12 protein-coding genes are annotated in these 14,308 nt (G+C 60.2%); 9 read left to right on the top strand and 3 right to left on the bottom strand.

Features of this window, described 5'->3' with window-relative positions; genetic code table 11:
• Positions 1–38 precede the first annotated feature (38 nt).
• From rimP to BVH74_RS02050, 9 genes are all read left to right on the top strand, one after another.
• Entirely contained in the window at positions 39–494 is a 456-nt protein-coding gene (gene rimP, locus BVH74_RS02090) for a ribosome maturation factor RimP (protein WP_080051589.1), read from the top strand.
• Positions 495–544: 50 nt separating this feature from the next.
• Positions 545–2,026: a transcription termination factor NusA gene (gene nusA, locus BVH74_RS02085; RefSeq protein ID WP_080048480.1), complete on the top strand. Its 1,482-nt coding sequence runs from the start codon at positions 545–547 to the stop codon at positions 2,024–2,026.
• Between the two features lie 61 nt (positions 2,027–2,087).
• Complete coding sequence (gene infB, locus BVH74_RS02080) at positions 2,088–4,619, top strand: translation initiation factor IF-2 (protein ID WP_080048479.1); 2,532 nt, start codon at positions 2,088–2,090, stop codon at positions 4,617–4,619.
• 96 nt (positions 4,620–4,715) lie between these two features.
• Positions 4,716–5,102, top strand: a complete 387-nt coding sequence (rbfA, locus tag BVH74_RS02075) for a 30S ribosome-binding factor RbfA (protein ID WP_080048478.1) — start codon at positions 4,716–4,718, stop codon at positions 5,100–5,102.
• Between the two features lie 3 nt (positions 5,103–5,105).
• Positions 5,106–6,026, top strand: coding sequence for a tRNA pseudouridine(55) synthase TruB (gene truB / locus BVH74_RS02070; protein ID WP_080048477.1), 921 nt, complete (start codon positions 5,106–5,108; stop codon positions 6,024–6,026).
• Positions 6,027–6,172: 146 nt separating this feature from the next.
• A complete protein-coding gene (gene rpsO, locus BVH74_RS02065; protein WP_080048476.1) occupies positions 6,173–6,442 on the top strand; it encodes a 30S ribosomal protein S15 in 270 nt (89 codons plus the stop codon).
• A gap of 93 nt (positions 6,443–6,535) precedes the next feature.
• Complete coding sequence (gene pnp, locus BVH74_RS02060; RefSeq protein ID WP_080048475.1) at positions 6,536–8,644, top strand: polyribonucleotide nucleotidyltransferase; 2,109 nt, start codon at positions 6,536–6,538, stop codon at positions 8,642–8,644.
• A gap of 150 nt (positions 8,645–8,794) precedes the next feature.
• On the top strand, positions 8,795–9,691 hold the full coding sequence (locus tag BVH74_RS02055) for a mechanosensitive ion channel domain-containing protein (protein ID WP_080048474.1): 897 nt from the start codon (positions 8,795–8,797) through the stop codon (positions 9,689–9,691).
• 91 nt (positions 9,692–9,782) lie between these two features.
• Positions 9,783–11,237, top strand: a complete 1,455-nt coding sequence (locus BVH74_RS02050; protein ID WP_080048473.1) for a hypothetical protein — start codon at positions 9,783–9,785, stop codon at positions 11,235–11,237.
• On the opposite strand, the gene BVH74_RS02045 is transcribed toward BVH74_RS02050, so the two are convergent.
• The 3 genes from BVH74_RS02045 to BVH74_RS02035 all read right to left on the bottom strand — a co-directional run bounded on the left by BVH74_RS02045 (position 11,234) and on the right by BVH74_RS02035 (position 14,205).
• Complete coding sequence (locus tag BVH74_RS02045) at positions 11,234–12,007, bottom strand: slipin family protein (RefSeq protein ID WP_080048472.1); 774 nt, start codon at positions 12,005–12,007, stop codon at positions 11,234–11,236. The two genes, BVH74_RS02050 and BVH74_RS02045, sit on opposite strands and share 4 nt — an antisense overlap.
• Positions 12,008–12,032: 25 nt before the next feature.
• Positions 12,033–13,478 carry an NfeD family protein gene (locus tag BVH74_RS02040; RefSeq protein ID WP_080048471.1) on the bottom strand — a complete coding sequence of 482 codons (1,446 nt, stop codon included), beginning with the start codon at positions 13,476–13,478 and terminating at the stop codon, positions 12,033–12,035.
• A gap of 82 nt (positions 13,479–13,560) precedes the next feature.
• On the bottom strand, positions 13,561–14,205 hold the full coding sequence (locus BVH74_RS02035) for an alternative oxidase (RefSeq protein WP_080048470.1): 645 nt from the start codon (positions 14,203–14,205) through the stop codon (positions 13,561–13,563).
• Positions 14,206–14,308: the final 103 nt, after the last annotated feature.

The raw sequence follows: 14,308 nt of genomic DNA, 5'->3' as shown, positions 1-14,308 counted from the left end.
GGCCCATTTTTTGTTCGTGTTTGAAAGAGGCGCTGAATTTGTCCGGCAAGCAGACTGAGTTGGAGGCCATGCTGGCCCCGAGTATTGAGGCTTTGGGCTATCAATGCTGGGGTATCGAGTACCTTTCGCAGGGCAAGCATACCCTGTTGCGGGTGTACATCGAGCATGCCGATGGCATAGATGTGGAGGCCTGCGCTACGGTCAGCCGGCAGTTGAGTGCGGTATTGGATGTTGAGGATCCGATTGCTAATGACTACACCCTGGAGGTGTCGTCACCGGGGATGGATCGTCCGTTGTTCAAGCTTGAGCAGTATGCTGCCTATGTCGGTGAACAGGCAAAGATTCGCCTGCGTACTCCGTTCGATGGGCGGCGCAATTTTCAGGGCATCCTCCGCGGTGTGGAGGGTGACGAGGTGGTTATCCAGGTGGATGATCACGAGTACTTGTTGCCGATCGACTCAATCGACAAGGGCAACATCATTCCCCGGTTCTGAAGGTTTTGGGGCGTAAGTTACCCAATGGACGGCGTTAGGCGAGGCATACGATGAGCAAAGAAGTGCTGCTGGTTGTGGAATCCGTTTCCAATGAGAAGGGCGTACCGCCTGGAGTCATTTTTGAAGCGCTGGAACTGGCGCTGGCTACGGCCACCAAGAAGCGCTACGAGGACGAAGTGGATGTACGGGTGGAGATCAATCGCCACACCGGCAACTACGAGACCTTCCGGCGCTGGACCGTAGTGGCTGACGAAGACTTCGAAGAGCCGGAGATGCAGCTGACTTTGGATCAGGCCCAGGAGCGGGATGCCGCGCTGAACATTGGCGACGTGATCGAAGAGAAGATCGAATCGATCGAGTTTGGCCGAATCGCTGCCCAGATTGCCAAGCAGGTGATCGTGCAGAAGGTTCGCGAAGCCGAGCGTGCCCAGGTCGTTGACGCCTATCGCGACCGCCTGGGTGAAATCATCAGCGGCACGGTGAAAAAGGTGACCCGCGACAGCATCATCGTTGACCTGGGCAACAACGCCGAGGCCGTGTTGCCGCGCGAGGAAATGATTCCGCGTGAAACCTTCCGTACCGGCGTGCGCATCCGTGCTCTGCTCAAGGACATCCGTACCGAAAATCGCGGCCCGCAACTGGTGTTGTCGCGTGCCTGCCCGGAAATGATCATCGAGTTGTTCCGCATTGAAGTGCCGGAAATCGCCGAAGAGCTGATCGAAGTCATGGGCGCTGCCCGGGATCCTGGTTCGCGGGCCAAGATCGCGGTTCGTTCCAAGGACAAGCGCATTGATCCGCAGGGCGCCTGCATCGGTATGCGCGGCTCGCGGGTCCAGGCCGTATCCGGTGAGCTGGGTGGCGAGCGTGTCGACATCGTGCTGTGGGACGACAACCTGGCCCAGTTCGTGATCAACGCCATGGCCCCGGCCGAAGTGGCTTCGATCATTCTCGATGAAGATGCTCACACCATCGATCTGGCAGTGGCTGAGGACAATCTGGCCCAGGCCATTGGTCGCAACGGCCAAAACGTTCGTCTGGCCAGCCAACTGACCGGCTGGACCCTGAACGTAATGACCGAAGACGAGATCCGCGCCAAGCAGGAAGCGGAAACCGGCGACGTGCTCAAGGTCTTCATCGACGAGCTGGATGTGGATGAGGAACTGGCGCAGGTACTGGTCGAGGAAGGTTTCACCTCGCTGGAGGAAATCGCCTACGTCCCGATGGAAGAAATGCTGGATATCGACGGCTTCGACGAGGATATCGTCAATGAGCTGCGCGCCCGGGCCAAGGATCGTCTGTTGACCAAGGCCATCGCCAACGAGGAGAAACTCGAAGAGGCTCAGCCGGCTGACGACCTGCTCAACATGGAAGGCATGGACCGTGCTCTGGCCTTCCAACTCGCTGCCAAGGGCATCCTGTGTATGGAAGACCTGGCCGAACAGTCTGTCGATGATCTGCTCGATATCGACGGCATGGACGAAGAGCGGGCTGGCGCCCTGATCATGGCCGCCCGCGCGCCCTGGTTTGAATAACCGGTCGGTTTGGTGACATCACCCTGCGGTAACGCACGGACCCGACTGAGGAGAGAAGTGAATGGCGGAAGTGACGGTCAAAGAATTGGCTAGTGTGGTAGGAACGCCGGTAGAGCGCCTGCTGCAACAGATGAAAGAAGCAGGTCTAAAACAGACCGGCCCGGAGCAGTCGGTTTCCGATGAGGAGAAACAGGCTCTGTTGGCATTTCTCAAGAATGCCCATGGCGAATCGGCCAGCGAGCCGCGCAAGATTACTTTGCAGCGCAAGACAGTCAGCACCCTGAAGGTGTCCGGCAGCAAGACGGTCAACGTCGAAGTGCGTAAGAAGAAAACTTACGTCAAGCGTGATCCGGCCGAACTGGAGGCCGAGCGTCAGCGTGAGCTGGAAGAGCTGCGTGCTGCTGAAGAGGCACGTCAGCGGGCTGAGGAAGCCCGGCGCAAGGCCGAGGAAGATGCTCGCCTGGCGGCTGAGGAAAGCGCACGCAAGGCCGAAGAAGAGCGGCTGAAGGCCGAAGCCGTCAAGGCTCAGCCTGCTGCCCAAGAGCCGGTCAAGCAGCCGGAGCCGGTTGCCGCAGTTGCCGCCGAGCCCCCTGCTGCAGTACCTGCCGCAGCTGAACCGGCCAAGAAGAAGGAAGAGCACCGGCGCAAGCCAAGCCGGGCTGAGGAAGAGGAAGAGCGCAATCGCAAGCGCGCTGGTGGTCATGGTGGCAAGGACAAGGCCCGTCAGACCGCTCGTATCATCGAGGATGAGGATGGTCTGAGCCGGCGTCGTGGCGGCGGTGGCAAACTCAAGGCCAAGAAACGCAATCAGCATGGGTTCGAGAAGCCCACAGGACCTCTAGTGCGCGAAGTTGTGATCGGCGAAACCATCACCGTGGCCGAACTGGCCCAGAAGATGTCGGTGAAGGCAGCCGAGGTCATCAAATACATGTTCAAGAACGGCACCATGGTAACTATCAACCAGGTGCTGGATCAGGACACTGCCAGCATTGTGGCCGAGGATATGGGGCACAAGGTCAAGCAGGTCCGCGAGAGCGACATCGAAGACCAACTGGTCGAATCGATGCATTTCGAAGGTGAAGAAGTGTCGCGCGCGCCGGTGGTGACCGTCATGGGTCACGTCGACCACGGCAAGACCTCGTTGCTCGACTATATTCGCCGGGCCAAGGTTGCGGCCGGTGAGGCTGGCGGCATTACCCAGCACATCGGCGCCTACCACGTTGAAACCGAGCGTGGCATGGTTACCTTCCTCGACACCCCCGGTCACGCCGCCTTTACCGCGATGCGTGCCCGTGGTGCCCAGGCCACCGATATCGTGATCCTGGTAGTGGCCGCCGACGACGGTGTGATGCCGCAGACCGAAGAGGCCGTACAGCATGCCAAGGCTGCTGGCGTGCCGATCGTGGTGGCGGTGAACAAGATCGACAAGGAAGATGCTGATCCGGATCGGATCAAGAACGATTTGGCCGCGCGTGACGTGATCCCCGAAGAATGGGGTGGTGACACCATGTTTGTCCACGTCTCGGCCAAGGTCGGCACCGGTATCGACGAGTTGCTGGAAGCGGTTCTGCTGCAAGCCGAAGTACTTGAGCTCAAGGCCCAGCCATCAGCACCGGGTAAGGGCGTGGTGGTTGAGTCGCGGCTGGACAAGGGCCGTGGCCCGGTTGCCACCGTGCTGGTGCAGAACGGTACTCTGCGTCAGGGCGATATCGTGCTGGCCGGAGTCAACTATGGCCGGGTGCGGGCGATGCTCGATGAAAACGGCCAGCCGATCAAGGAAGCTGGTCCGTCGATTCCGGTCGAGATCCTGGGTCTGGATGGCACCCCGGATGCTGGTGATGAGCTGACTGTGGTATCCGACGAGAAGAAGGCCCGTGAAGTGGCACTGTTCCGTCAGGGCAAGTTCCGCGAAATCAAGCTGGCGCGTCAGCAATCGGCCAAGCTCGAGAACATGTTCGAAAGCATGGGCCAGGACGAGAAGAAGACTCTCAACGTCGTGCTCAAGGCCGATGTGCGTGGTTCGCTGGAGGCCCTGATGGGCTCGCTCAGCGATCTGGGCAACGAGGAAGTTCAGGTCAAGATTGTCTCTGGCGGGGTGGGTGGTATCACCGAAACCGATGCCAACCTGGCGCTGGCCTCCAACGCGGTAATCTTCGGCTTCAACGTCCGGGCTGACGCCACTGCGCGCAAGATCATCGAGAGCGAAGGCATCGACCTGCGCTACTACAGTGTGATCTACGACATCATCGATGATGTCAAGAAGGCACTGACCGGTATGCTTGGCAGCGATGTTCGCGAACAGATTCTGGGTGTTGCCGAAGTGCGTGATGTGTTCCGTTCGCCGAAGTTCGGTGCGGTGGCTGGTTGTATGGTCATAGAAGGTACCGTCCATCGTAATCGCCCGATCCGTGTGCTGCGCGACGACGTGGTGATCTACGAAGGTGAGCTGGAGTCGCTGCGCCGCTTCAAAGACGATGTCGCCGAAGTGCGTAATGGCATGGAGTGCGGTATCGGCGTGAAGAACTACAATGACGTACGTGCTGGTGACCGGATCGAGGTATTCGAGAAGGTCCAGGTTGCACGCACGCTCTAAACCCAGGCCAGAAGCTGGAAGCCGGAAGCTGGGAGTTGCTCGCGTGACTCCCAGCTTCGGGCTTTCAGCTTCACGCTTTTGAGTAGAACTGAAATTATGGCCAAAGAATACAGCCGTACCCAGCGGGTTGCCGACCAGATGCAGCGTGAACTGGCGCTGCTGGTCCAGCGCGAGGTCAAGGACCCGCGCCTGGGCATGGTGACCATTACCGCGGTTGAAGTCAGCCGCGACCTGGCCCATGCCAAGGTGTTTTTTACCTTGCTGGGCAAGGACAGTGACGAAGATGTCGCACTCAATCAGGAGATTCTGAAGGACGCCGCCGGCTTTCTGCGCATGCAGTTGGGGCGGGCCATGAAGCTGCGCAGCATCCCGCACCTGCACTTCAATTATGACGAGAGTGTTCGCCGCGGCGTGCACCTGTCGTCGCTGATCGAGCGGGCGGTGGCCGAAGATCGCAAGCATCCGAAGGATGGCGAGGAGTAGCTGGTGTCGCGTCCGCGTAACAAGCGCCGTGATATCGACGGCATTCTGATTCTCGACAAGCCGCTGGGCATGACTTCAAATGCCGCACTGCAGAAGGTGCGCTGGTTGTTCAACGCCAACAAGGGTGGACATACCGGCAGTCTCGATCCGCTGGCCAGTGGCGTGCTGCCGCTGTGTCTGGGCGAGGCGACCAAGTTCTCGCAATTCCTGCTGGATGCCGACAAGGCCTATATCACCGAGGCGCGGCTGGGTATGACCACTACCACCGGTGACGCCGAAGGCGATGTGCTGGAAATGCGCCCGGTGGCAGTCGAGCTGGCCCAGGTCGAAGCTCTGTTGCCCCGCTTTACTGGCGATATCGAGCAAATTCCGCCGATGTACTCGGCGCTCAAGCAGGGTGGCCAGCCACTGTACAAGCTGGCCCGGGCCGGCGAGACGGTGGAGCGTCAGGCGCGATCTGTTAGAATATCGCGTCTGCAACTGCTCGGACTCGACGGCGATCGCCTGCGGCTCGAGGTGCACTGCAGCAAGGGCACCTATATCCGCACCCTGGTTGAGGATATTGGTCAGGCGCTGGGCTGTGGTGCGCATGTTGCCGAGCTGCGGCGAATTCAGGCCGGGCCGTTCAGTCTGTCCCAGGCGGTCAGTCTGGATACTCTGGAGCAACGCCATGCTGACGGCGGGGCCGAAGCTCTGGACGATCTGCTGCTGCCGATCGACAGCGGGCTGGCGGATTGGCCGGTGGTCCAGCTCACCGAGCAGACCGCCTATTACCTGAACCATGGTCAGGCGGTCCGGGTGCCGGGTGCGCCGGCTTTCGGCATGGTCCGGTTGTATGAGCCTTCCGGGCGTTTCATCGGTATCGGCGAGATGACCGATGATGCGCGGGTGGCGCCGAAGCGTTTGTTGCGCTTCAATGCATGAGGTTTGCATCCGTCGGCAGTAGCCGGCGGATACCTGGTTGACCCGAATCGGGTCATCACGAGGGTGGCTGTCAACAGGCACGGTCATTTCTCGCTATATCACACAGGGCAAAGGCCCTGGCCTGTTACCTCAGAGGAAGTAAAGAGATGGCACTGAGTGTTGAAGATAAGGCCGCAATCGTAGCCGAGTACAAGCGTGGCGAAGGTGACACCGGTTCCCCGGAAGTCCAGGTAGCGCTGTTGACCGCCAACATCAACAAGCTGCAAGGTCACTTCAAGGAAAACGGCAAGGACCACCACTCCCGTCGTGGTCTGATCCGCATGGTTAACCAGCGTCGTAAGCTGCTGGACTACCTCAAGTCCAAAGACGTTGCTCGCTACAGTGATCTGATCGGCCGTCTGGGTCTGCGTCGCTAAGCGACCTCGCCCTTTTGGACATGACCGGGTCCGATTCCCGGTCATGCCCAGGATTCCGCCAAAAGGCAAAGTAGAGAAGAGAGAGAAAGCACCGTGAAACCGGTAATCAAGCAATTCAAATTCGGTAACAGTACCGTTACCCTGGAAACCGGACGCATCGCCCGCCAGGCCTCCGGCGCCGTGCTGGTAAGCATCGACAATGCCGTCAGCGTCCTGTGTACCGTAGTTGCCGCCAAGTCGGCTGATCCGGGCAAGGACTTCTTCCCGCTGTCGGTGCACTATGTCGAAAAAACCTATGCCGCCGGCCGTATCCCCGGCGGTTTTTTCAAGCGTGAAGGCCGTCCGAGCGAGAAGGAAACCCTGACCTCGCGTCTGATCGACCGACCGATCCGCCCGCTGTTCGCCGAAGGCTTCATGAATGAAGTGCAGGTAGTCTGCACCGTGGTCTCTTCGGACAAGAGCACTGATCCGGATGTCGCCGCCATGATCGGCACCTCCGCCGCCCTGGCTGTCGCCAATCTGCCGTTCAGTGGCCCGATCGGCTGTGCCCGGGTCGGCTTCGACGACAACACCGGTTACGTCCTCAACCCTAACTACGAACAGCTCAAGACCTCGCGTCTGGACATGGTCGTGGCCGGTACCGAAGACGCCGTTTTGATGGTTGAGTCCGAAGCCCAGGAGTTGACCGAAGACCAGATGCTGGGCGCTGTTCTGTTTGCCCACATGGAATTCCAGACTGTGATCCAGGCGATCAAGGAACTGGCCGCCGAGGCCGCCAAGCCGGCGTTCGAGTGGACCGCTCCGGTCGAGAATACCGCGCTGCTGGATGCCATCAAGGGCCAGTTTGGTGCCGAGATCGCCCAAGCCTACACCATCACCATCAAGCAGGATCGCTACAAGCGCCTGGGCGAGCTGCGTGATCAGGCCATTGCTGCCCTGACCGGCGACGAGGAAGGCAAACCTTCGGTCGGCGAGGTCAAGGATGCCTTCGGCGAAATCGAATACCGCACCGTGCGTGAGAGCATCGTCAACGGCAACCCGCGTATCGATGGCCGTGACACCAAGACCGTGCGTCCGCTGAACATCGAAGTCGGCGTACTGGATCGTACCCACGGCTCGGCGCTGTTCACCCGTGGCGAAACCCAGGCGCTGGTAGTCACCACGCTGGGTACCGCGCGTGACTCACAGTTGCTGGACATGCTCGAAGGTGAGCGCAAAGAGCCCTTCATGTTCCACTACAACTTCCCGCCCTTCTCGGTCGGTGAGTGTGGTCGCATGGGTGGCACTGGTCGCCGTGAAATCGGTCATGGCCGTCTGGCCCGCCGCGGCGTGCAGGCCGTCATGCCCGACATGGAGCAGTTCCCCTACAGCATCCGTGTAGTGTCGGAAATCACCGAATCCAACGGTTCCAGCTCCATGGCGTCGGTCTGTGGTGCGTCGCTGGCGCTGATGGATGCCGGTGTGCCGCTGAAGGCGCCGGTAGCCGGTATCGCCATGGGTCTGGTCAAGGAAGGCGACAAGTTCGCAGTCCTGACTGACATCCTCGGTGACGAGGATCACCTGGGCGACATGGACTTCAAGGTTGCCGGTACCGAGAAGGGTGTCACTGCGCTGCAGATGGATATCAAGATCAACGGTATTACCGAAGAGATCATGGAAATCGCGCTGCAGCAGGCCAACGAAGCCCGTCTGCACATCCTCAAGCAGATGAACGAAGTACTGCCTGAGTCGCGCAAGGAACTGTCGGCCAACGCCCCGACCATGATCAGCATGAAGATCGATCCGGACAAGATCCGCGATGTGATCGGCAAGGGTGGTGCGGTTATTCGTGGTATCTGCGAAGAAACCGGTGCTTCGATCGACATCACCGACGACGGCATGGTCAAGATCTTCGCTGCCAGCAAGGATGCCGCCAATGCCGCCAAGGCCCGGGTTGATGCGATTACCGCTGAAGCGGAAATCGGCAAGGTCTACACCGGCAAGGTCGAGCGCATCGTCGATTTCGGTGCCTTCGTCAGCATCCTGCCTGGCAAGGATGGTCTGGTACACATTTCCCAGATCGCCAACCAGCGCATCGAGAAAGTCACCGACGTGCTGCAGGAAGGCCAGGAAGTCAAGGTCCTGGTTCTGGACGTCGACAACCGTGGCCGGATCAAGCTGTCGATGAAAGATGTCGAAGCCGCCGAGGTCTCGGGCGTCTGATAACCGGTCAGTGTTGATGTAGTGCGTTAAGCCCCGGCAAGTTGCCGGGGCTTTTGCGTTTCAGGGCATCACTTTACCGAGGATTATGACTCAGGCACTATCCGCTACACCCCGGTACGATTTGCCCGGGGCTGCCAACAGGATGTGCGTATGCTTGAAACACTTGGTCAACTGCCGGCCACCATCACCATTTCCGATAGTTTGTGGCAACACCTGATCAGCACGGTGTTGCTGTTGCTGACGGTTTTTATCGCCCGGGCGCTGGCGGGCCGCTTCATTCGCAAGACCGTGAACTCCATCGAGCTGCAGCGCAAGTGGCTGGTCAATACCCGCAATGGGTTCCTGTTGCTGCTGTTGCTGGGGCTGGTGATCATCTGGGGCAATGAACTGCGGACCCTGGCGCTGTCGATTGTGGCTATTGCGGTGGCCTTCGTGGTGGCGACCAAGGAGCTGATCCTGTGCGTAACCGGCTCGATCCTGAAAACCGGCTCGGGGTCGTTCAATATCGGTGACCGTATTCAGATCAAGGACTTCCGTGGTGACGTGATCGATCAGAGCTTGCTGGCTACCACCATTCTGGAGGTTGGGCCGGGCAAGATTACCCACCAGCGTACCGGTCGGATGATTGTCATCCCCAATGCGTTGTTCGTCTCTGAACCGGTTATCAATGAAAGCTTTACCCATGATTTTGTCTTCCATGTATTCACTGTGCCGTTCAAGCGTGAGGACAACTGGCAGGCCGCCCAGCAGGCATTCCTGGACGCGGCCAACCGCCACTGCGAGCCCTATCTTGAGGCGGTGCGGCGCTACATGAAACGCTTCAATGTTCAGCGCGGGCTGGAGGTGCCATCGGTCGAGCCGCGGGTAACCATCCAGGTCCCGGTGGCTGGTGAAGTGCATCTGATCGTGCGCCTGCCGACTCGCTCCGGGCAGCGCGGCTATATCGAACAGACAGTGCTCAGCGAAGTGCTATCCAAGCATGACTTCGCAGCGAAAAAGCCGGAAGTGAGCAGTCTTCCCGAGTCTGACCCGGCGGCAACGACGTAACTTGACCTGGAGCTGTTGGCGCCGATACTGAAAGTCTGACAGGTTGCCCAACGCGGGTGGACAGGTGAGACGAGAAGTGTGGTGCTGGCTGATGATTGGCAGCGCGCTGCTGCTGCTCAGCGGCTGCGCTGGGCTGTTGCGGGTGCCGGGGCCGGAACCGGAATGTCGTGGCTATCTGCGCGAGCTGGACCGGCGAGTCGCTGCTGCTGGCCTGCATGACGGCCTGGGTCCGCCGCCTGCGGCCTATCCCTATTTGCGCGCCAATCGCTTCCTCAACAGCTTTGAGCCGGAACTGCATCAACCCGAATTGCGCCGGGCCTGGCTGGACGCCGGGCAGGCTCTTGATCAGCAGGCGCGTTTGCGTGAGTTGGCGGCCTTGCCAGAATCGTCACTGCACGGGCTGGAGCGACCGGCTGGGCTACCCGGTCATGTGTTGGCGGTCGAGCAGTGCGCCGAGCGCTTGCGCCGGGCTGATCGGCTGGATGCCGATGATGGGCCCTGGCCGCAGGCGGCGCGGGCCTTGCGGATAGCGGATGATTATCGGCTGTGGCAGCGTGGCGTTGGTCTGTACCCTGTGACCCGCTGGTTTATCCGCGCTGGGGTCGGGCGTTGGCAGCAGCGGGTGCGGGCCTTGTTCGAGGCGGATGTGGCCATTGTGCCGCCGGGATTGCGCTATCTGCCGGTCTTGGAGCCTGAGGCCGAGCAGGGACGGTTGTATTTTACCGCCGCTGAGCGGGACGCGCTGGGCTGGCCACAGTTGGCGGATGAACACTGGCGACTGCTGTTTGCGCGCTTTGCCCCGGTCATTGAGCTGGATGGCGCTGCCGATCATGATCGGATCGGTGCGCCAGGGTTGAACCCTGATGGCTTGCCGCAGGTCGATACCGGCCTGCCGAGTGTCTACACCTATCTTAGCGCCGTACGTTTCCAGAGCCAGACTTTGGTACAGCTCAACTATGTCTGGTGGTTTCCTGAGCGTCCTGAAGGCGATGGCTTCGATCTGTATGCCGGGCGCCTGGATGGTCTGACCCTGCGTCTGACCCTGGATGCCGAGGCTACCCCGCTGCTCGTTGAAAGCATGCACAATTGCGGCTGTTACCATCAGCACTACCCGCTACCGGGGCTGCAGCCGAAGCTACGTAGCACCTATGCCGAGCCGCCGCTGATTCTTCCGGGGCCGGGTCCGGCCGAGACGGGGCTGCATCTGCGCCTGAGGCAAACCAGTGCCAGTCACTATGTCACTCATCTGACCTTTGCCCCGCTACCCGATACCGGGCAGGTTTATCAGTTGCGTGATTATCAGGAGCTGCGGCAGCTGGCTGTGAGCGCGGGCGGTCCGGGTAGCCTGTTTGGCCGCCATGGCCTGGTACCTGGAACCGAGCGCCGCGAACGCTGGTTGTTCTGGGTGTCAGGGGTACGCGAGCCGGGGGCGATGCGCCAGGCGCAGCGGCATGCCACCGCCTTTGTCGGTCGTCGGCATTTCGATGATGCCGATCTTCTGGAACGCATTTACAGGCGCAGTTCGGTCGTGCAGAGCAGGCCCTAACGGGTTTCTCCGGGAGTGTCCTGCCGATTGCTCAAACCTACCAGCAAATCGATGGGTAATGGGAAAACAATGGTCGAGGTGTTGCCGGTGCTCATGTCCGCCAGAGTCTGCAGGTAGCGCAACTGGATGGCGCTGGGTTGCTGGGCCAGGATCTTGGCAGCCTCGACCAGTTTCTCCGCGGCCTGCAGTTCACCTTCGGCATGAATGATCTTGGCTCGTCGTTCGCGCTCGGCTTCGGCCTGGCGGGCAATGGCGCGGATCATCGATTCGTTGAGATCGACATGCTTGATCTCGACGTTGGCGACCTTGATGCCCCATTCTTCGGTCTGGGCATCGAGGATTTCCTGGATGTCGCTGTTGAGCTTGTCACGTTCGGAGAGCATTTCGTCCAGATCATGCTTGCCCAGGACCGAGCGCAGTGTGGTCTGGGCCAACTGGCTGGTGGCTTCACTGTAGTTCTCCACTCTGATGATCACCCGCTCTGGGTCGATGACCCGGTAATACAGCACTGCATTGACCCGGACCGTGACATTGTCCTTGGAGATCACGTCCTGGCTGGGTACGTCCAGGGCCACGACCCGCAGATCGACTCGCACCAGTTGCTGTAGGCCCGGGATGACGATCACCAGCCCAGGGCCCTTGACGCCTTGGAAGCGGCCGAGAAAGAACACCACGCCGCGTTGATATTCCGGCAGGATCCGAATGGCCGAGGCGAGAATGATCAGCAGGAAGATCAGCGGAGGTAGATAGGGTAGGAACTCGAAACTCATGGTGCCTCCTCGAAGTGGGCCGAGCTCAGTCGGCGTGCTCCTGTGGATTGCCTTTGAGATGCAGGGTCAGCCCTTCGATCCGGTCGATCTGCACGGTTTGTCCCTGTTGTACCGGATAGGCGGCCAGGGCTTTCCAGCGTTCACCGCTTACCTGGACATGACCGTGGAAGTGGCTGCCCCGGGGTTGAAAATCGTCGATAGCAATAGCCTGCTCCAGGCGCAGGTGTTCGGCGCCGCTGACTGCCGGGCGGCGGCGTAGGCCAATAAAACGCACGGCCGCCCACATCAGGAATACTGCGGCGATGGCGGCAATGCCACCGATAGTCGGCAGTGAGACGGCGTAGTGGCTGCCATCCATCAGGATGATCGAGCCAGCGACAAAGGCAACAATCCCGCCAATCCCGAGGATGCCGAAGCTGGGTAGGAAGGCTTCGGCGACAATCAGCGTCAGGCCGAGCAGGATTAGTGCCAGCCCCGCATAGTTCACCGACAGGACCTGGAAGGCAAACAGTGCCAGAATCAGGCAGATTACCCCGATGACGCCGGGGTACAGGCTGCCTGGATTGGATAGTTCGAAGATGATTCCGTAAAAACCGATGATCATCAGCAGATAGGCAACGTTGGGATTGGTGATGACTGACAGCAGACGGGTGCGCCAGTTGGGGTCGACCCGGATCAGATTTAGGTTGGCAGTATCCAGCACCCGTTCACCATATGCCATGGCCACACTGCGGCCATGGATCTGGCTTAGCAGATCGTCCACGTCGCTGGCGATCACATCGATCACGTTCAGCTCCAGCGCCTCGCTGGCCCCAAGATTGACCGCCTCGCGCACGGCCTGCTCGGCCCAGTCAGCGTTGCGTCCATGCTTGTCGGCCAGTGCACGGATATAGGCAACCGCATCTTCCAGGACCTTGCGCTCCATGGCGCTACCGCCGCGCCGTGGTTCGCTGCGCCGTTCCTGATCTGGTTCGGCCTGCTCCGTCTCCGGTTGGCGCTCGCTGTCACGCTCTTCAGGTTCCTCGCGCCCAGGCAGGCCGCCCATCTGCACAGGGGTTGCCGAGCCAAGGTGGGTGGCCGGGGCCATTGCGGCGATATGGCTGCCATAGAGAATGTAGGTTCCGGCGCTGGCGGCCCGGGCGCCCTGCGGGCTGACATAGGTGGCAACTGGCACCGGCGAGGCGAGGATGTCTTTGATGATCTGGCGCATAGACTCCATCAGACCGCCAGGAGTGTCCATCTGGATTACCACGATGCTGGCGTTTTCGTCGGCTGCCTGCTGCAGGCCACGCAGCAGATAGTCCATGGTCGCCGGACCGATGGCTCCGTCGACCGTCAACAGCAGGCCGCTTCGGCGTTCGGCGGGTTCATTGGCCAGGGCCGAGAGCAGGGTCAGCAGTGCGCCCAGCAGCAGGCAACCTAGCCAGAGCAGGACGCGCGGCTGTGCGGGATGGAAGCTCGTAACCTTCATTGCATGGGCCGGTCCGGTTCGAGGGGATACTATTCAGCCTAGCAGATAGCGGCCGTTGTCCAGTTCTGACGCGCCTGCGGCGTCAATTCTGGTCGAAACTATCGGCCAGCGAGTGGTTGACGTCGCGGTGGCCAGCTTCGTCGGCGCGCACAGCCAGTACTACGTCACGTAGTCGGGCGTCGGCCGGAAGTTGCCAGTAATCAATAGCAATTTGCGGGGCTGGGGTGTTGGCCAGTCGGCCACTGTCGATCTCGCCGAGATACTCGGTATAGCTGTAGACCGCCTCTTCCTCGAAGTAGCCAACCAGTCGGTGCGCGGTTCTGGCGGAGACGATATACAGAAGCAGGAAACAGGTGAAGAAGATACCCTGGGCCAGCAGCACGATCAGCCGTTCGAACCACGACGGCTTGGCGATTTCAATGAAGGTCATCAGATGCATGCGCTCGTTCTCTGCTTCTTCGAGCAACGTGTGGATCCATTCGCGGTCATCCTCCATGCGCCTCAGGCTGCGCATGTGGCGCAGCATGCCACCGACCATGCCGGGTACCCCGGCTACGGTTTCGAGCACCACGGCACGGTGGCCATAGCGTTTTTTGAAGAAGCGATCGGCAAACCAGCGCAGAAAACGGGTCAGCCGAAAGGCAATCTGGTCAGACAGTCCCGATGGTTGATGGTGACTGCTCAGGGGATCATCGGTGGCGGTGGCTGAATACGCGGATTGCGGCATGGCGGGCCTCCTTGGCGGCAAGTGGGTTTCAGTCACGTACTGGACATCTGGACCGCAAGCCACTTGCGGGGTTCGTTGTGGTGTTTTTCATTTTATGACCAGC

The organism is Halopseudomonas phragmitis (assembly GCF_002056295.1).
Classification (GTDB): Bacteria; Pseudomonadota; Gammaproteobacteria; order Pseudomonadales; family Pseudomonadaceae; genus Halopseudomonas; species Halopseudomonas phragmitis.
This window is presented reverse-complemented; position numbering and strand designations above follow the sequence as displayed.